The following is a 17,417-nucleotide window of genomic DNA, read 5'->3' as shown; positions in this document are numbered from 1 at the left end:
CCGCTCTGGTCAGTGTTCCGTCTCGTGCACTAGGCCTTCACCACCCGGCACAGCGACACCTTGGTTTCCTGCATCATCGTCACGGCGTCGTAGCCGTAGGTCCAGCCCGTATTGCAGGCCTCGCCGCGCACGGTCGGGGCGCCGCCTTCGGGATAGTGGCGCTCGAGGTCCTCGCCCATCCACCAGCCGCCGAAGTGGAAAGGCATCCAGACCAGGCCGATCGGCACCCGTTCGGTGACCATCGCCATCATCTTGAGGCGTGCACCGGTCGGGGTCTCGACCCAGACGTAGTCGCCGACCTTGGCCCGGATCTGGGACGCGTCGCGCGGGTTGATCTCGACGAACATGTTCTGTTGCAGCTCGGCCAGCCAGGGATTCGAACGGGTTTCCTCGCCGCCGCCCTCGTACTCGACCAGGCGCCCCGAGGTCATGATCAGCGGGAAATCCTTCGAGTAATCGACGTCCTGCACCGACTTGTACAGGGTCGGCAGGCGCCAGAAGTTGGCCTTGTCGTCATAGGTCGGGTACTTGGCGACCAGGTCGCGGCGCGGCGAAGCCAGCGGCTCGCGGTGGACCGGTACCGGGTCGGGGAAGTTCCAGACGTTGCAGCGCGAGCGTGCATTGCCCCAGGGCGCGCAGCCGTGGGCGATGACGACCCGGATGATGCCGCCGGACGGGTCGGTCTTCCAGTTCTTGCCCTCGGCCATTGCCTGCTCTTGCGGCGTGAGCTCGGCCCACCAGCCGAGCTTCTTCAGGAACACGTGGTCGAATTCCGGATAGCCGGTGTCGAGCTGGCTGTCCTTGTTGGTCGAGCCGTCCGCGGCCAGCAGCGACACGCCGTTGTGCTCGACGCCCCAGTTGGCGCGGAACGGCAGGCCGCCCTCGGCGATCGACTTGCTGGTGTCGTACAGGATCGGGGTGCCGGGGTGCTTCAGTTCCGGCGTGCCCCAGCACGGCCACGGCAGGCCGTAGTAGTCGCCCTTGCAGGGACCGTCGTCGGCGCGCATGGTGGTCGGGTTGAAGGTGTGCTTGTTCTCCATGTGGAGTTTCAGGCGCTCCGGCGAACAGCCCGTGTAGCCGATGGTCCAGCAGGAGCGGTTGATCTCGCGCAGGATGTCCTCGATCACCGGTTCGTTCTGCACCACCTTGATGTTCTTGCACAGTTCGTTGTGGAAGCCGAGCTTCCGGGCGAACAGGTACATGATCTCGTGGTCGGTCTTGCATTCGAACAAGGGCAGGATGACGCGCTCGCGCCACTGGATGCTGCGGTTCGAGGCCGTGCACGAACCCGAGGTCTCGAACTGCGAGGCGGCCGGGAGCAGGTAGACGCCGTCGGTGCGCCCGTGCATCGAGGCCGTCATGCTCGGGTAGGGGTCGATCACGACCATCATGTCGAGCTTCTGCATCGCCGCCTTCATGTCCGGCAGGCGGGTCTGGCTGTTCGGCGCGTGGCCCCAGTAGAACACCGCGCGCAGGTTGCTCGGCTGGTCGACGAACTGGTTCTCTTCGTTGACGGCGTCGAACCAGCGCGACACCGTGATGCCGGGCTTCTCCATCAGCTCCTTGGAGGCGAAGCGCGACAGGATCCAGTTGTAGTCGACGCCCCAGGCATTGGCAAAGTGCTTCCAGGCGCCCTCGGCGATGCCGTAGTAGCCCGGCAGCGTATCGCCGTTCGGGCCGACGTCGGTCGCGCCCTGCACGTTGTCGTGGCCGCGGTAGATGTTGGCGCCGCCGCCCGGCACGCCGATATTGCCCAGCGCCAGCTGCAGGATGCACAGCGCCCGCACGTTGGCCGTGCCCACGTGGTGCTGGGTGATGCCCATGCACCACACCACCGAGGACGGCTTGTTCTTGGCCAGCATTTCGGCCGCCATGCGCACCGAGGCTTCCGGCACGCCGGTGACGTCCGAGACTTTATCCGGCGTCCATTTCGCCACTTCCTTGCGCACGTCTTCCATGCCGTAGGTGCGGGCGGCGATGTACTCCTTGTCTTCCCAGCCGTTCTGGAAGATATGCCACAGGATGCCCCACACCAGGGGGATGTCGGTGCCGGGGCGTACCCGCACGTAGTGGTGGGCGAAGCGCGCGGTGCGGGTGAAGCGCGGGTCGATCACGATCATCTTCGCGCCCAGCTCCTTGGCATGCAGGAAGTGCAGCATCGAGATCGGGTGGGCTTCGGCCGGGTTGGAACCGATGAACATCACCGCCTTGCTGTGGTGCAAGTCGTTGAAGGAATTCGTCATCGCCCCGTAGCCGAAGGTCTGGGCCACGCCCGCGACCGTGGTCGAGTGGCAGATGCGCGCCTGGTGGTCGCAGTTGTTCGAGCCCCAGAAGGCGCTGAACTTGCGCAGCAGGTAGGACTGCTCGTTGTTGTGCTTGGAACTGCCAATGATCATCAGCGCGTCGGGGCCGGACTTCTGGCGCAGCTCGATCAGCTTGTCGCCGATCTCGTTGATGGCCTGGTCCCAGGAGATGCGCTGGTATTTGCCGCCCACCAGCTTCATCGGGTAGCGCAGGCGATGCTCGCCGAAGGCGTGCTCGCGTACCGAGGCGCCCTTGGCGCAGTGCGCGCCCATATTAATAGGCGAATCGAAGGCGGCTTCCTGGCGCACCCAGACGCCGTTGGCCACCACCGCGTCCACCGAGCAGCCGACCGAGCAGTGGCTGCAGATGGTGCGCTTGATCTCGGTGGGCACCGGGGCGCCAGGTGCCTGGTCGGCCTTGGCCGGTTCGATCACGTTCAGCGGCAGCTGCCGGGCCAGGGCGCCGGCGCCGGCGGCGACGCCCGCGCCGACCAGGAAGCGGCGCCGCTTGAGTCCGCTGTCGCGGACCGACTTGACTAGGGACATGCTGACTCTCCCGTTATGCTCACCAGTAGGCGGCGGTCTCGTAGTAACGACGGATATGCTCGGTTTCGTGGTAGCCGCGCTTGACCTGCGGCGCCGCCACCGGTGCCGCAGGTGGCGCTTCGGTGGCGCCGGCGCTGCCGGCCACCACCGCCAGCGCGCCCAGCGGCGCGGCTTTCAGGAAGCTGCGCCGGGCAGGGTCCGGCCCCGCGGCCGGCTTGCCGTCCTGTCGCTCTTCCTGTACTTGCGGATGCTGTTCCATGCCTGTGCCTCGTCTTGGTTGACTGTGAAACTAAGCGGGTGAATCGGTGAGCGCCTCCCCTACCACGAAGGCTTCCGCTTCGATGGCGAGAAAGGCGTCGGCCAGCCGGACGACCAGCCGGTAGTAATTCGCGCCTTCGGCGGAGGCGATGTCGGCCAGGCAGCGCTCGTACCAGGGGGCGATGTGAACCTCGAAGAAGGCCTGCTGGACCGCCAGCGGCTGGCGCGGAATCGTGCCTGACTGCGCCGGAGCGCCGGCAATCAGCACGCGCATGGTCTCGCACAGGGCGCCCAGGTGGTCTTCGAACTCGCCGACGCCGCGCACGCGGCCGATGCCGAAGCGCGCCAGGTCGGCGCGCAGCTCGGCCAGCGGGGTGTCGTTCAGGTAGCCGGACAGGTAGCGCGAGCCGTAGGGGTTGACCGGCGGGGTGCCGACGCTGATGAAGATCGCATCGAATTCCTCGGCCACCGCGTCCGGGTCCATGACGCCGGAGGCCAGGGTCAGGGCTTCCCAGGCCTGTTCCAGCGCCGGGTTGCCGCCTTCGGACAGGATCGGATCGGCGTGGGCCAGCGCGTCCAGCAGCGCGCCATCGGGCGCCGCCAGCAGCAGGCGCGACAGCAACGCATACAGGTCGGCGCGCGCCTGGTCCTCGCCGGACAGCGGCAGGGGCACGTTCACGTGCGTGGCGGGGTCGGTGGGACGGTCGATCTGCGGCGCGTCGGTGAAGGACACGGTGCTGTACTCCTGTTAGCAAAGGGTCACTACCAGTGTAGTCCTCCCTTGCAGCAGGCCGCGCACGGTTGACGACCGTGCGTTTTTTGGAAAACCGTCAGCGCATTCCCAGTGCGTGCATGAGGGTGCGGATCACGTAGGCCACCCCCGCCAATGTAAACACGCCGCCGAGCCAAAGGGCGGCCAGCCAGCCGAAGCGCCGCATCCATTCGCGTCGGGTCGCCATGTCAGTGATACCCCGCGTCGGCCTTGACCTTGCCCCGGAAAACCCAGTACGACCAGCCCGTATACATCAGGATGATGGGCAGGATGAACAGGGTGCCGACCAGTGCGAAGCCCTGGCTGCTCGGGGGCGAAGCCGCCTCCCAGATGGTGATCGCGGGCGGCACGATGTGCGGCCAGATGCTGATCGCCATGCCGCTGTAGCCGAGGAAGATCAGGGCCAGCGCCGCCACGAAGGGGACCCGGTGCGGGTCGCGTGTAAGCGAGCGCAGCAGGAGCACGATGAAGACCAGCACCAGCACCGGCACCGGCGCCAGGAACAGGATGTTCGGGAAACTGAACCAGCGCTCGGCCACCGCCGGGTCGCGCCACGGGGTCCAGATGCTGACGATGACGATCGCCGCCAGCAGCATCAGGGCGAAGGGGCGCGTCACCTGCACCATGCGCGCCTGCAGCTCGCCCTCGGTCTTCATCACCAGCCAGGTGGCACCCAGCAGGGTGTAGGCGATCATCACCCCGACGCCGGCCAGCAGCGGGAAGGGGGCGATCCAGTCGAGCGGTCCGCCGGCATAGCTGCGTCCCGAGACCGCGATGCCGTCCAGGAAGGCGCCCAGCGAGACGCCCTGGAAGAAGGACGCCACCACCGAGCCGCCGATGAAGGCCTTGTCCCACAGGTGGCGTTCGTGTTCCTTGGCCTTGAAGCGGAATTCGAAGGCCACGCCGCGGAACACCAGGCCGACCAGCATGAAGATCAGCGGCAAATAAAGCCCCGACAGGATGATCGAATAGGCCACCGGGAATGCCGCCAGCAGCCCTTCCCCGCCCAGCACCAGCCAGGTCTCGTTGCCGTCCCAGACCGGCGCCACCGTGTTCATCATGGTGTCGCGGTCGCGCTTTTTCGGCGTGAAGGGGAACAGCAGGCCGATGCCCAGGTCGAAGCCGTCCAGCAGCACGTACATGAAGACGGAGAAGAAGATGATGATCGCCCAGATGACGGTGGTATCAATGCCCATGATCGCTGTCCTCCTTGTTCCCGCCGAGGCGATCCGGCCTTGCCTCGCCTTCGTCGTCGTCGTTCTGCACGTCCGCGGCCGACAGCGGCCGGCTCGGCGTCCGGTCTTCGCCAGGCCCGCCCTGGGCCGGGGTGTGCAGCTCGAAGCGCTGCGGCCCCTTGCGGATCATGCGCAGCAGGTAGACGGTCCCGGTGCCGAACACGAAGAAGTAGGCGACCACGAACAGCACCAGGGTCAGGGCCAGCGAGGCGGCGCCGTGCGGCGAGACCGCGTCGGCGGTGCGCAGCACCCCGTAGACCACCCAGGGCTGGCGCCCGACCTCGGTGGTGGTCCAGCCCGCCAGGATGGCAATCAGGCCCGCCGGCCCCATCCACAATGCGAAGCGCAGGAAGGGGCGGCTATGCCACAAGCGCGCCTCCCCTCCCCGTTTGCGCCGCAGCCACAGGCTCCAGGCGCCCAGCGCGATCATGAGCAGGCCCAGGCCCACCATCAGGCGGAAGCTCCAGAACACGATCAGCGAATTGGGCCGGTCTTCGCGCGGAAAGTCCTTCAGCCCCGGGAACTGCCCGTTCCAGCTGTGGGTCAGGATCAGGCTGCCCAGGTGCGGGATGCCGACCGCATACTTCGTCTTTTCCTCTTCCATGTCCGGCACGCCGAACAGCAGCAGCGGGATCGCCTTGTCGCCCTCGTTCTGCCAATGCCCTTCCATCGCCGCCAGCTTGGCCGGCTGGTGCTTCAGGGTATTCAGGCCGTGGAAGTCGCCCACCACCGCCTGGATCGGCGCGACCAGCAGGATCATCCACATCGCCATCGACAGCATCTTGCGCACCGCCGGGTTGTCGCGCCCGCGCAGCAGCTGCCAGGCCCCCGAGGCGCCGACGATCAGCGCCGTGGTGAGGTAGGCGGCGATCACCATGTGCAGCAGGCGGTAGGGAAAGGAGGGGTTGAACACGATCGCCAGCCAGTCGGCCGGCACCATGCGTCCGCCTTCGATGGCATAGCCCTGCGGGGTCTGCATCCAGCTGTTGGCGGCCAGGATCCAGGTGGCCGAGATCAGGGTGCCGACCGCCACCGCGCAGGTGGAGGCGAAGTGCAGGCCCGGACCGACGCGGGTCCAGCCGAACAGCATCACGCCCAGGAAACCGGCCTCGAGGAAGAAGGCGGTCAGCACCTCGTAGGACAGGATCGGCCCCATGATGCTGCCGGCGAATTCGGACAGGTAGCTCCAGTTGGTGCCGATCTGGTAGGCCATCACGATGCCGGACACCACCCCCATGCCGAAGGTGACGGCGAAGATCTTGAGCCAGTAGTGGTAGAGGTCGACGTAGACCTGGCGCTTGGTCCGCAGCCAGCACAGCTCGAGGACGGCCAGGTAGCTTGCCATGCCGATTGTGATTGCCGGAAACAAGATGTGGAAGGACATCGTGAACGCGAATTGCACGCGCGCCAGATCCAAAGCGGACAAACCGAACATGCGGCCTCCTTTTGCTCGTCGACCTCCGTTGTGGTGTCCAGAATCTAGCATGCGGCGTGGGTGCGCACGCTTGGCGGTGTCGAATTGATACGCGATGCGGTCTTTCCAGCTCGAACGTTTCTCTCCGTCAGAAAACCAGAGGTCACTGATCCATATTAATGACGTGTCAGATCGGTCCAGCCGGCCCGAACCACTCGTCTATATTGGCTGACGATTCGCCCCCCCCGATCATCCATCCCTGAGCACACGAGGAGAACGACATGGCACCAAATGACCGTCTTGACCCCGAGGCCCTGGTCCTCGACCGGCCCCGTACCCCGGACCAGCCTGCCGGTTCCTCGGACCTCCGCGGCCCCTGGGCCGAAGCCGAGGCCCAGGTCGAGGAAGGCGGGCTGCAGCCCGCCCTGAGCGGAACGGGTTTCACCTACCGGCACGACTGGGGGGCGCGGCGCGGCGAATGGCTGCTGCGGCTCAACTGGAATGCCATCCAGCCCGGTTCGCGGGTGTTCGTGGCGATCGGCGAAGGCGTGCCGGGCGGGCCGCCGGCCGGCAAGTTCATCGGTGCGGCGCGCTACACGGTGCACAACGTGGCCCCGCGCTGGAACGGCGTCGACGTCTGGATCAACATCGAGTGGAGCTCGGACATCTCGCTCTACGTCGACTACCTGATCGTCAACCCGCCCGTGGCGCCCCCGGCCCCGCGCACGGTCGCGGTCACGGTGCACCGCCACAGCAGCGTTGCCCTGAGCGAAGCCGACGCCGACCGGATCCTGGCCGACATGGGCACGATCCTCCAGAACGACGACACCGGACCGGACGTCGCGACCCCGGTCCGCTTCGTGCGCAACGGCGAGGTCAGGGTGCTGCCGGCGACGGTCCCGGGAACCATCCAGACCTCGGCCGACCTCACCGCGCTGCTGAGCGCGGGCAGCGGGATCAAGATCGTGCAGGCGATCCGCTGGTGCGGTGGCCCCGGCGACAGCATCATCGGCTGCGCCCCGGTCGGCAGCGCCTCGGTCAACGTGGCAGCGGTGCGCTTCACCGCCAACCAGGAAGGCCTCATCTGGGTGCACGAATACGGCCACAACTGCGGCCTCGGCCACCGCACCGACGACCCGCGCGCGGTCATGTACCCGTCCGTCGGCACCGACCACAATGTGGTCAATGCCGCGGAGTCGGCAGCCTACCTGGCGGGCCCGCTCACCATCACCGACAATGTCATGCCCGCCGGCGGCTGCTCCTGCGGCGCGGGCGGCCTGCAGCTACCCGCCGACGTGCGCGACTTCGTGTCCCGGCACTGGGTCGAGGGCGTGCCCTGGGAGCTGGCCTCGCAATACGGCGAGAAGGACGCCCGCCTGCTGCTGGACTGGCTGGTGCAGGAACCCCAACAGCACGAGGAGTTCCTGACCCAGATCGTGGCCACCCTCGGCTACATCGGCAGCGAGATCGCGGTCCAGCCGCTGATCGACTTCGTCCAGGGACCCGGCACTGGCCGGGCGGTATTCAATGCGAAGAACACCGCCCTGCTCCGGCTGGGTGACCTGGCCAACCGCTCCGGCAGCCAGGCCGCGCTCGACTTCCTGGTGCGGGTCGCGGGCGACATGGGCCTGGCCCGCGCGCTGGCGGCACCCCAGGCATCCGCCGAGGCGGCCGAGGCGGCCAAGGGCCGGGACGTGGTGGCGCCGACCCTCGACACCCTGGCGGCCGAGCTGGCCGTGGCCGCGACCTTCGGGCTGGCGCTGGCCGGCACGGCGCAGTCGCAGCAGACCGTCGAAGCGCTCAGGGGGGATGCCGACGCCTTCGCCACCGTGAACCAGGCGGCGCTGGAGGCGGCCGGGATCGCCTCGACGGTGCGCGCCAAGGGCCGGCACGCGTACTACAAGATGAAGGCGGAACACCGGCATCAGCTGTAATCGACCTGCCCTCTGGAAAATGAAAACCGGGATGCAGACCAGCCGTCTATAATGGCTGCGTCAGCATTTCGGTTTTTTTTCGCCATGAACCAACCCATGTCGCTTCCGGGCGAAGCGCCGGTCAGCATCCAGGCCCTCAAGACCAGCTGCGGCGCCTGCAGCATGCACCAGCTGTGCCTGCCGATGGGGCTCGAGGATGCCGACATCAACCGCCTCGACCAGATCATCGGCCGCCGCCGCCGCCTCGCGCGCGACGAGCGCCTGTACGCCATGGGCGAGCCCTTCCGCAACCTGTACGCGGTGCGCTTCGGGCATTTCAAGACCTACCAGGTGAACGCGGCCGGAGAAGCCCAGATCACGGGTTTCCAGATGGCCGGCGAACTGCTGGGCATGGACGCGATCAGCGGTACCCACCATTGCGACGCCGTGGCGCTCGAGGACAGCGAGGTCTGCGAGATCCCCTTCACGCGCCTGGAAGAGCTGTTCGGCCAGGTGCCGGCCCTGCTGCGCCACTTCCACCGCATCATGAGCCAGGAAATCACGCGCGAGCAGAACGTCATGCTGCTGCTCGGCAATATGCGGGCGGAGCAGCGCTTCGCGGTGTTCCTGGTCAACCTGTCGGCCCGTTATGCCGCACGCGGCTATTCGCCGAACAGTTTCCAGCTGCGCATGTCGCGCGAAGACATCGGCAACTACCTCGGCCTGACCATCGAAAGCATCAGCCGCCTGCTGTCGCGCTTCAAGAAGCAGGGCTGGCTGCAGGTCGACAAGCGCGAAGTCACCCTGCTCGACCCGGTCAAGCTCAAGGCGCTGGCGGCCGGTACCGACGTCTGCAGCCCGATGGGCTAGTGTTGCCGAGATGGCCGCGCCCCTGCTCGACCTGCACCTGCGCAGCTATGGCGAGACGCGCTTCTCGGACCGCCATGCCTACGCCCAGCTGGTGCTGCCCGTCAGCGGCGAGGTCGCGCTCGAGATCGAAGGACGCCAGGGACGGCTCGATCCGCTGCATGCCGCGCTGGTGGCGCCCGGCGCCTGGCATTCGCAGTGCAGCCCCGTCGCCAACCAATCCCTGATCCTCGACGTGGGCGCGGCCAGCTTCGAACAGGGACCGTGGCAGCGGCTGCTGGAGCGCCCCTTCACCGCCATCGGTCCCGCTGCCCGCAAGCTGGTCGAATTCATGGGCATCATGGCCGCCACCCAGCCGCCTGCCCCATCGGTGCTGCAGGGCTGGACGCCGCTGCTGCTCGACACCCTCACGCTGGGAACACCGCGGCCGGCATCGCGCCTGGCCGCCCTGCTCGCCCGCATCGAGGCCGAACCCGGCCTACCCTGGACCACCGAGGAGATGGCGCGCACGGTGGGCGTCAGCACCAGCCGCCTGCACGCCCTGTTCCGCCTCGAACACGACACCACGCCCCATGACTGGCTGCTGGCCTGCCGGCTGCGGCGCGCCTGCGAGTGGCTGGCCGGTACCGGGCAAGCAGTGGCCGCGATCGCGCTGGCCGCCGGGTTCTCGGAGCAGAGCGCCCTGACCCGCGCGATGCGCCGGGCGATGGACACCACGCCGGCCGCCTATCGGCGCCGACATCGAGAGAACCCGTCAAAACCGCAGTAGCGACGGTCAAGAAACGCGCAGAGGCTCCATCGACAATCTCCGTTCAAAGGAGATCACTCGATGTTTACGCAGATTCAAACCAGCTCCGGCAGTTCGCAACTCGGCATCGGCGCCGGCATCGCCGCCGGCGCCTTCTGGGGCCTGGTCTTCCTCGCGCCCGTGTTGACGCCCGGCTTTTCGCCCCTGCAGCTGTCGGCCGGCCGCTACCTCGCCTACGGCATCGTCGCTGCGGTTCTGATCGCACCCGCCTGGAGGCGCCTCAGGCGCAGCCTGGGCTGGCGCGACTGGCGCGGCCTGGCCTGGCTCAGCCTGACCGGCAACATCGTGTATTACCTGTTCCTGGCCCAGGCCGTGCAATCGGGCGGGGTGGCCATGACCTCGATCGTGATCGGCCTGCTGCCGCTCACCGTCACGCTGGCGGGCATGCGCGAACACGGCGCGCTGCCGCTGCGGCGCCTGGCGCCCTCCCTGGTGCTGGGCGGCGCCGGGCTGGCCTGCATCAGCCGGGATTCCCTGGCCTCGGTGGAAGGCGGATCCGTGCTCGGCCTGCTGTGCGCGATCGGCGCCCTGCTGTCCTGGACCATCTATGCGGTCGTCAACCGGCGCTGGCTGGCGCGGCTCGAGGGCATCTCGGGACAGGAATGGAGCCTGCTGGTGGGCGTCATGACCGGCGCCCAGGCGCTGCTGCTGGTGCTGCCCGCCTTGCAAGCGAATGGCGCATCGCATACCACAAGCGAATGGCTGCAATTCCTCGGCGTCGTGACGGCGGTGGCGATCTTCTGCTCCGTCGTCGGCAACGCGCTGTGGAACTTCGCCAGCCGCGCGCTGCCGATGGCGCTGATGGGACAGATGATCGTTTTCGAAACCGTGTTCGCCTCGCTATATGGTTTCCTGTGGGAGGGGCGCTGGCCGAACGGCCTCGAGGCCGCCGCGCTGGCGCTGCTGGTCGCCGGCGTCGTCTCCTGCGCCGCCGCTCACCGGAAGTAAGGGGCCGGCCCGGCGCGCCAGGTGGGCGGTCCAGGCCCCGATGAAGTCGGCGCGCAGGCGCAGGAATTCCCCGATGTCGGCGAACTTCGGGTGCTTCTGGCGTACCAGGTAGGCGGTGACGATCACCTCGCGCCCCGGGACGAAGAAATGGATCTGGCTGATGGTGGCGCTGGTCAGGCCGATCACGTTCTCGGTATAGGCCACGACTTCGATGCCGTCCCGGCTGAGCTGCTCGAATTCGATTGGCTCCTTCCCGGCCGGCAGCAGCTGCCCGACTTTCGCGCGGATCTCCGGATGGGCGGCGAGGTGGGCGGCGACGCGCTCCTTCTTGCGCCGGAACTCGTGGCTGATCGCGTCGATGACGAGCTGCCTGTCCTGCGCATACATGCCCGGCATGCTCTGCTCGATCTTCACGTTGGCGAAATCGTCGGTGCCGGGATAGGCGTAGATCGCCGTCACGCCGGCCTGCACGCTCACTTTCTCGCGGCGGACGGGCGTCAGGGTGTCGTTCGAATGGAAGTCGACCATGCGCCAGGGCTCGCAGCCCTCGCAGCGCCTGCGCAGCTGCACCAGCTGCAGGCCGGCCCCGAGGCTGGGCGGCACCAGCTGCGCGAACAATGTCGGCAGCGGGCGCAGGTCGGCAGGCTGCGCCGGGCCAGGCGCGAAGGCCAGCAGCAGGAGCGCCAGCAGGCGGCGCGAGAACCATCGTGAAGCGGATGCGGGAAGCGGGATCGTCGGCATGAAGTGGCTCGTGGTAACAGGACGAGGGCATCATGCCGGCTTCATGGGCTTGTTAAAAGTGCCATCGCGGATGGCGCATCACGCGCTGCCGGCGGTAGCGCCAGGTGCTCCCGGCAGTCTAGACCTCGATGACGAGGTCCGGGCGGAAGGCTTCCTGTTCGCCCTTGCTGAGGTAACCGAGGGGATTGGCCACCACGCGGCAGGACCAGGGTCTTCCCGCATCCAGGCCGCTGACGACGTAATCGTTGGCGCAGTGCAGGTGCCCATGGATCCAGACGTGGGCTTGCGGGAACAGCGCGTCGAGCGCATTGCAGAATCCCGCGGTGCCGGGTGTGAGGCCGTAGCGCGGGTCGGCACTCTGCAGGCTGGGCGCGAAGTGCGTCACCACCACCGTGCTGCCCTCGAAGGGCGCGGCCAGCGCGCCGCGCAGCCAGTCCTGGCACTCCAGCGACATGGCGCGGATGCCCTCGGCCAGCACCTTCTCGCCGTTTTTCAGGGTGGTGTTCTTCGACAGGTAGTAATTCGCGGCGCGGAAGGCCTTCTCGCGCCGCTGCAGCTGCTTGCTCAGGTCCTGTTCCTGCACGGCCAGCGCGTCGAAGTCGCTCCACAGGGTGGTGCCGATGAAGCGCACCTGCCCGATGACGAGTGTTTCGCGGTCGAGCCATTCGATGCCGAGGCGCGCGCAGGTGGCGCGCAGGCGCGCATAGGCCTCGTCGAATTCGAGGCCGTCGAATTCGTGGTTGCCGGGGATGTACAGCACCCGGGCGCTGCCCGCACCCGGCCGCAGCGGGGAGAAGCGCTCCAGCCCGAAGTCGTCGGTGGTCAGGCGCGATCCGGACTGGTAGGAGCCGATGTCGCCCGCCAGGATGACGACGTCGGTATCGGCGGCGATCGCGGGGACGAAGGCCGGATAGCGTTCGAGGTGCAGGTCGGAGAAAAGCTGGATGCGCATGGTCGCGCAGTATAGCGGCTTTCCGCTCCAGTCCGCGTCGCCCGCGCTAGAACGTGACGCGCACGTAGGGTGCGCTCTGCTTCGCCTCGCCGTGGTAGACCGCTTCGATGTTGTTGCCGTCCGGGTCGAGCACGAAGGCGCCGTAGTAGCCCGGGTGGTAGGCGCGCTCGCCGGGCCGGCCGTTGTCCCTGCCGCCGGCGGCCAGCGCCGCGAAGTAGAAGGCATTCACCATCTTGCGGTCGCGTGCCTGGAAGGCCAGGTGGTGGCGCCCCGTGAGCACCCCTTGCGCCGCCTCGCTGTCGCGGCTGGAGATGAACAGCTCGTCGGCCCAGAAATAATTGTCGCCCGAGCCGCCGAGGGGGATGCCCAGCACCTCGAACACGGCGCTGTAGAACCTCCGGGAAGCAGGCAGGTCGCGCACTACGAGCTGGATGTGGTCGATGAGGCGTCCACGGAAGAGTTCCTGTGTTTCCATGCTGTGCTCCTGAAGAAGACGATCATGAATACCGGCAGATCCCGCCAGTGTAGGGCCTGCGGGCGGCCTTGGCAACGGCATCACTCCTTCGGCGCCACGATGGCGCCCCGATACAATGCATCGGTAATGCGCTCCTGGAAGCGCGCCCCGGAAGAGAAGCGTCCCGGGTGCAGCTCGGGATTGTCGCCGACGCCGCTGCCCACGTAGATCATCCCGTTCTTCGTCTTCGGATCGAACACGAACAGGGCGTTCAGGCCCCAGGACCAGCCCAGGTGGCCGACGCCGCTGAAGCCGCCGCCTTCGACCAGCCGGTCGCCGGAAGCGCGGCCGTCCTTCACGATGCTGGTGTCCGTGAAGTGCTGGTTGCCCAGTCCCCAGGCGTGGTACAGGCCGCGGAAGTTGTCGCTGTCGCCGCTGCCTTTGCCGTTTCCGTCCAGGGTCCATTGACGGGACAGCATCGTGCTCACCGTTTCCGGCTTCAGGATTTGCTTGCCGCGATATTGCCCCTCATTCATCAGCATCAACATGATCTGCGCCAGCTCGCCGGCGGAGATGCGCAGGCTGCCCTGCGGACCGAACAGGGTGCCGTTGCTGCCGACCACGTAGCGGTCCAGGCCTGGCGGCGCAAGGGGCGCCTGCACTGCGAAATCGTCGGACTGCGCGATCCACGGGCCTTTCGGGTCCCAGCGTTCGTCGCCGTCCTTTTCGCGGCGGCGGTAGAGGGTCGCCACATCCCCGATCCTGGCCGGGGCGAAGTCGGCCAGGTAGAAACCGGCCTTCAGCCCCATCGGGTCGAACACCAGGCGCCGCATCAGGCGATCGAAGCGCTCGCCGCCGGCGCGCTCCATGATGGTGGCGATGATGCCGGAGTTGAAGTTGACGTATTCAAAATAGCGTCCCGGCCCATGGTTCGCCGACCACATGGCGCCCTTGCCGTACAGGCGCCCACCCGGCAGCAGCACCTCCTTCAGATCGGTCGCCGGGTCGAACTTGAAGCCGCCTTCGTCGCGCAAGGACGACGTATGCGTCAACAGCATGCGCAGGGTGATCGGCTGGTCCGGGAAATGCGGGTTGCGCAGGCGGTAGCCGAGGTAGTCGCTGACATCAAGGTCCAGTGCCAGCCTGCCCTGCTCCACCAGCTTCATCGTGCCGAGCGTGGTCACGAATTTGGACACCGAGGCGATGCGGAACATCGTGTCGGCGTCCATCGGCTGGGCCGGCGCGGTGGCCGACGCCAGGCGCTTGGCGCCGAACTGGCGGCTGTAGACGATCTCGCCCTTGCGGATCGCCACCACCGCCAGGCCGGGCAGCGGGATGGCGGGATCGTCGACGATGGCCTGCAGCTGGCGTGTCAGCGCCTCGGCCCGTGGCGCAGGCAAGGCGGCGGCTGCCGGGATCGACAGGCAAGCCATTGCCAGCAGTGCTGTCAGCACCTCAGACCTTTTTCTGCTTCGCGATCCAGGCATCCACCAGCTCGCCCAGCACGTCGAGCGGCACCGAGCCGGCGCCCAGTACCAGGTCGTGGAAGCCCGGCAGCGAGAACTTCGCACCCAACTCCTTCTTCGCCTTCTCGCGCAGGTCGATGATGCGCAGCATGCCGATCATGTAGGCATTGGCCTGGCCCGGCCAGGCGACGTAGCGCTCGACCTCCTGGGCGCCGATGCCGTAGTCGATCGCCTGCTGGCGGGTCCAGCCCTTCGAGTGCAGGCCGGTGTCGACCACCAGGCGGCGGGCGCGGAACAGTTCCGAGCCGAGGGCGCCGAGCAGGCCCGGCACGTCGCCTTCGTACCAGCCCTGCTCCACCGCCAGGCGCTCGGTGTACAGCGCCCAGCCCTCGGCATGGGCGCTGCCGCCGCTGAAGATGCGCTGGCTGCGGAATTTCGGGATGCCGGTCAGCTCCTGCTGGATCGCCAGCTGGAAGTGGTGGCCCGGCACGGCTTCATGGTAGGCCAGGCTGCGCATGCGGATCATGTCGAAGCTCGGGCCGCGCAGCGGCACCCAGAAGATGCCGGGACGGGTGCCGTCCGGGGCCGGCAGCGAGTAGTGCGCCGCGGCCGACGGTTCGGTCAGCGGCGGCTCGCGGCGCACTTCGACCGGCGCGCGCGGCTTCAGCTTGAACAGCGAAGCGCTCCTGCGCTCGGCGTCCTTCACCATCTCGCCGTAGCTGGCGATGATGGCCGGACGCGGATCGCCCTCGCCCTTCGGCTGGAAGCGTGCATCCAGCTGCTTCATGCGGGTCTCGATATTGCCCTCGGTGAGGCCAACCGAACGCAGGTGGCGGTCCATCTCGCCTTCGATGCGCGCCACTTCGCGCAAGCCGATCTCGTGGATCTCGTTCGGGGTCAGCTTGGTGCTGGTGAAGTTCTCGACTGCGCGCGCATAGGCCGCGCTGCCGTTCGGCAGGCGCGAGATGCCGGCCACGTCGCCGGTGCGCGGGTGGATTTCAAGCATGAAGTCCTGCACCCGCTTGTAGGACGGGCGGATGCGTTCCTCGACGATGCGGGCCGCGCGCGCCAGCGCGGCACTGCGGATGTCCGGGTTCAGGCCTTCCATCTTCTCGGTGCGCTGGGCCAGCGAGGTGACCAGCACGTTCTCGTTCGCCGCCGGCTTGAGGAAGGTGTCGACCTGGTATTGGGCGCGCTCCAGGATGAAGCGTGGCGGAATCAGGGAACGCGCGGCGGCATCGCGGGCACGCGCCAGCGCTTCGTCCATGCGGGTGCCGATCTGCTCCAGGCGCGCCAGGTAGCTCTCGACGTCGGCCGGGTTGCGCAGCGGATGGGTGGTGGTCATGAAATTGACCAGGCTGACCTGGGTGCCGCTGAACTGCGAGAAGACGAAGTTATGGTCTTCGAAGGGCTCGTTGGCGATCACGTTCTGCAGCGACCAGCGCATCACGGCGCTCGAGACGCGCTGGTTCTCGTCGAGCGGGCCGGCCATCCACTTGTCCAGGCGCGCCAGTCCGGTCCGGGCCAGCGCCTGCATCTTCTGGCGGTGGGCCTTGGTGAGCGGGGTCAGCTCGCGGTCCAGCTTCGCCTGCCCGGCGCCGCTGAAGTACTGGGTCGACGTGGCCAGTTGGGGGCTCATGCGCACCCAGTCCTCGGCGAACTTCTCGGCCCAGGTGTCGAAGGCCTTGTTCGGCTTGGCGGCGGCGGTTTTCGCGGCGGGCGCGGCATGCGCCACGGCCGGCACGGCCACGCAGGCGATCGCGGCGGGAATGAACAGAGCGCCGATGGCGGCGCGCAGGCTGCGCTGGCGGAGGGATGGCATCGTGGTCTCGTTTCCTTGTCGTGTAGTATTCAGTGACGGCGCGTGCGCCGTGCTTGCCGCCGAGGAATCTAACATGGAAATGGCCGAATCAACAATGCACGCGCGCTAGAGAACACGCCGGCCGTATTGACACAATATTTCACCAAGAATAAGCAAATGAAATTTTCTTTCACTGCGGCCGCGCTGCTGTGCGCGTCCATCCTGGGTACGGCGCCGGCCCACGCCCAGCAGTTCAAGGTCCTGCTGTTCACCAAGACCGCCGGCTGGCATCACGATGCCGTGCATGCCGGTGTGAGCGCCGTGCAGGAACTCGGCAAGCTGCACGACTTCGAGGTGTTCTGGACCGCGGACGCCGGCCGCATGATGAAGGATGCCGAGCTGGCCAAATACCAGGCCGTGGTCTTCCTCCTGACCACCGGCGACGTCCTCGATGAGGCCCAGCAGGCTGCCTTCGAACGCTACATCCGCAAGGGCGGCGGTTTCGTGGGCGTGCACAGCGCCTCCGACACGGAATACGGCTGGCCGTGGTACACGAAGATGGTCGGCCACATGTTCCGCGTGCACCCGGCCGTCCAGACCGCGGTGCTGCAGGTCCGCGAGCGCAACTTCCCCGGCATGGAGCGCTTCGCACCGCGCAGCCTGTTCACCGACGAATGGTACGAGTTCGGCCCCGCTACCTCGAAGGATCTCACTTACCTGTTGACGGTCGACGAGTCGACCTACAAGTCGGAAACAGGCAAAACCAAAGGCATGGGCGCGTTCCACCCGATCAGCTGGTACCAGCCCTACGACGGCGGCCGATCCTTCTACACGGCCCTGGGCCACATCGCGGCGACCTACCGCGATCCGGTCTTCCTGCACCACCTGTACGGCGGCATCTACTGGGCGGCGACCGGCCGCAGCTTCAAGGCCGACTGA

General features: G+C 67.3%; 16 protein-coding genes. 5 read left to right on the top strand and 11 right to left on the bottom strand.

What is annotated here, in order from left to right:
* Positions 1-29: 29 nt before the first annotated feature.
* From ACSQ25_RS09775 to ACSQ25_RS09750, 6 genes are all read right to left on the bottom strand, one after another.
* Positions 30-2,849: a formate dehydrogenase subunit alpha gene (locus ACSQ25_RS09775; RefSeq protein ID WP_436105500.1), complete on the bottom strand. Its 2,820-nt coding sequence runs from the start codon at positions 2,847-2,849 to the stop codon at positions 30-32.
* 19 nt (positions 2,850-2,868) lie between these two features.
* A complete protein-coding gene (locus ACSQ25_RS09770; protein WP_436105499.1) occupies positions 2,869-3,108 on the bottom strand; it encodes a formate dehydrogenase in 240 nt (79 codons plus the stop codon).
* Between the two features lie 30 nt (positions 3,109-3,138).
* On the bottom strand, positions 3,139-3,840 hold the full coding sequence (locus tag ACSQ25_RS09765; RefSeq protein WP_436105498.1) for a TorD/DmsD family molecular chaperone: 702 nt from the start codon (positions 3,838-3,840) through the stop codon (positions 3,139-3,141).
* Positions 3,841-3,937: 97 nt separating this feature from the next.
* Entirely contained in the window at positions 3,938-4,066 is a 129-nt protein-coding gene (locus ACSQ25_RS09760) for a DUF2474 family protein (RefSeq protein ID WP_436105497.1), read from the bottom strand.
* Position 4,067: 1 nt separating this feature from the next.
* Positions 4,068-5,075 (bottom strand): cytochrome d ubiquinol oxidase subunit II, encoded by a 1,008-nt coding sequence (gene cydB / locus ACSQ25_RS09755; protein ID WP_436105496.1) that lies wholly within the window; start codon positions 5,073-5,075, stop codon positions 4,068-4,070.
* Positions 5,065-6,549: a cytochrome ubiquinol oxidase subunit I gene (locus ACSQ25_RS09750; RefSeq protein ID WP_436105495.1), complete on the bottom strand. Its 1,485-nt coding sequence runs from the start codon at positions 6,547-6,549 to the stop codon at positions 5,065-5,067. The genes cydB and ACSQ25_RS09750 overlap by 11 nt, the downstream gene beginning before the upstream one ends.
* Before the next feature lie 260 nt (positions 6,550-6,809).
* Here ACSQ25_RS09750 and ACSQ25_RS09745 point away from each other — a divergent pair, with 260 nt between their 5' ends.
* The 4 genes from ACSQ25_RS09745 (at position 6,810) to ACSQ25_RS09730 (ending at position 11,064) form a co-directional block, all read left to right on the top strand.
* Complete coding sequence (locus ACSQ25_RS09745) at positions 6,810-8,462, top strand: hypothetical protein (protein WP_436105494.1); 1,653 nt, start codon at positions 6,810-6,812, stop codon at positions 8,460-8,462.
* A 96-nt stretch (positions 8,463-8,558) separates the two neighbouring features.
* Complete coding sequence (gene fnr, locus ACSQ25_RS09740; RefSeq protein ID WP_436105493.1) at positions 8,559-9,311, top strand: fumarate/nitrate reduction transcriptional regulator Fnr; 753 nt, start codon at positions 8,559-8,561, stop codon at positions 9,309-9,311.
* A 10-nt stretch (positions 9,312-9,321) separates the two neighbouring features.
* A complete protein-coding gene (locus ACSQ25_RS09735; RefSeq protein ID WP_436105492.1) occupies positions 9,322-10,077 on the top strand; it encodes a helix-turn-helix domain-containing protein in 756 nt (251 codons plus the stop codon).
* 60 nt (positions 10,078-10,137) lie between these two features.
* Positions 10,138-11,064: a DMT family transporter gene (locus tag ACSQ25_RS09730; protein WP_436105491.1), complete on the top strand. Its 927-nt coding sequence runs from the start codon at positions 10,138-10,140 to the stop codon at positions 11,062-11,064.
* Here ACSQ25_RS09730 and ACSQ25_RS09725 read toward each other — a convergent pair.
* The 5 genes from ACSQ25_RS09725 to ACSQ25_RS09705 form a co-directional block, all read right to left on the bottom strand.
* Positions 10,957-11,805: a hypothetical protein gene (locus ACSQ25_RS09725; protein ID WP_436105490.1), complete on the bottom strand. Its 849-nt coding sequence runs from the start codon at positions 11,803-11,805 to the stop codon at positions 10,957-10,959. The genes ACSQ25_RS09730 and ACSQ25_RS09725 overlap by 108 nt on opposite strands.
* A 118-nt stretch (positions 11,806-11,923) precedes the next feature.
* Positions 11,924-12,757: a metallophosphoesterase gene (locus tag ACSQ25_RS09720; protein ID WP_436105489.1), complete on the bottom strand. Its 834-nt coding sequence runs from the start codon at positions 12,755-12,757 to the stop codon at positions 11,924-11,926.
* Positions 12,758-12,803: 46 nt separating this feature from the next.
* The gene (locus ACSQ25_RS09715; protein ID WP_436105488.1) at positions 12,804-13,232 is read right to left on the bottom strand and encodes a VOC family protein; all 429 of its coding nucleotides are present in this window, start codon (positions 13,230-13,232) and stop codon (positions 12,804-12,806) included.
* An 80-nt stretch (positions 13,233-13,312) separates the two neighbouring features.
* Positions 13,313-14,665, bottom strand: coding sequence for a serine hydrolase domain-containing protein (locus ACSQ25_RS09710; protein WP_436105487.1), 1,353 nt, complete (start codon positions 14,663-14,665; stop codon positions 13,313-13,315).
* 1 nt (position 14,666) lies between these two features.
* Positions 14,667-16,499 carry a DUF885 domain-containing protein gene (locus tag ACSQ25_RS09705; RefSeq protein WP_436105486.1) on the bottom strand — a complete coding sequence of 611 codons (1,833 nt, stop codon included), beginning with the start codon at positions 16,497-16,499 and terminating at the stop codon, positions 14,667-14,669.
* Positions 16,500-16,655: 156 nt separating this feature from the next.
* On the opposite strand from ACSQ25_RS09705, the gene ACSQ25_RS09700 reads away from it, so the two are divergent.
* Complete coding sequence (locus tag ACSQ25_RS09700) at positions 16,656-17,417, top strand: ThuA domain-containing protein (RefSeq protein WP_436105485.1); 762 nt, start codon at positions 16,656-16,658, stop codon at positions 17,415-17,417.

Origin of the sequence: Massilia sp. LjRoot122 (genome assembly GCF_964252725.1) — a bacterium.
Taxonomy (GTDB): domain Bacteria; phylum Pseudomonadota; class Gammaproteobacteria; order Burkholderiales; family Burkholderiaceae_D; genus Telluria.
This window is presented reverse-complemented; position numbering and strand designations above follow the sequence as displayed.

Bases quoted from the DNA above. Each gene is read 5' to 3' on its own strand.
- fnr (WP_436105493.1), top strand. From the start codon at position 8,559: ATGTCGCTTCCGGGCGAAGCGCCGGTCAGCATCCAGGCCCTCAAGACC.
- ACSQ25_RS09750 (WP_436105495.1), bottom strand. From the start codon at position 6,549: ATGTTCGGTTTGTCCGCTTTGGATCTGGCGCGCGTGCAATTCGCGTTC.
- ACSQ25_RS09730 (WP_436105491.1), top strand. From the start codon at position 10,138: ATGTTTACGCAGATTCAAACCAGCTCCGGCAGTTCGCAACTCGGCATC.
- ACSQ25_RS09715 (WP_436105488.1), bottom strand. From the start codon at position 13,232: ATGGAAACACAGGAACTCTTCCGTGGACGCCTCATCGACCACATCCAG.
- ACSQ25_RS09705 (WP_436105486.1), bottom strand. From the start codon at position 16,499: ATGCCATCCCTCCGCCAGCGCAGCCTGCGCGCCGCCATCGGCGCTCTG.
- ACSQ25_RS09720 (WP_436105489.1), bottom strand. From the start codon at position 12,757: ATGCGCATCCAGCTTTTCTCCGACCTGCACCTCGAACGCTATCCGGCC.
- ACSQ25_RS09760 (WP_436105497.1), bottom strand. From the start codon at position 4,066: ATGGCGACCCGACGCGAATGGATGCGGCGCTTCGGCTGGCTGGCCGCC.
- ACSQ25_RS09735 (WP_436105492.1), top strand. From the start codon at position 9,322: ATGGCCGCGCCCCTGCTCGACCTGCACCTGCGCAGCTATGGCGAGACG.
- ACSQ25_RS09770 (WP_436105499.1), bottom strand. From the start codon at position 3,108: ATGGAACAGCATCCGCAAGTACAGGAAGAGCGACAGGACGGCAAGCCG.
- ACSQ25_RS09725 (WP_436105490.1), bottom strand. From the start codon at position 11,805: ATGCCGACGATCCCGCTTCCCGCATCCGCTTCACGATGGTTCTCGCGC.
- ACSQ25_RS09700 (WP_436105485.1), top strand. From the start codon at position 16,656: ATGAAATTTTCTTTCACTGCGGCCGCGCTGCTGTGCGCGTCCATCCTG.
- ACSQ25_RS09745 (WP_436105494.1), top strand. From the start codon at position 6,810: ATGGCACCAAATGACCGTCTTGACCCCGAGGCCCTGGTCCTCGACCGG.
- ACSQ25_RS09775 (WP_436105500.1), bottom strand. From the start codon at position 2,849: ATGTCCCTAGTCAAGTCGGTCCGCGACAGCGGACTCAAGCGGCGCCGC.
- cydB (WP_436105496.1), bottom strand. From the start codon at position 5,075: ATGGGCATTGATACCACCGTCATCTGGGCGATCATCATCTTCTTCTCC.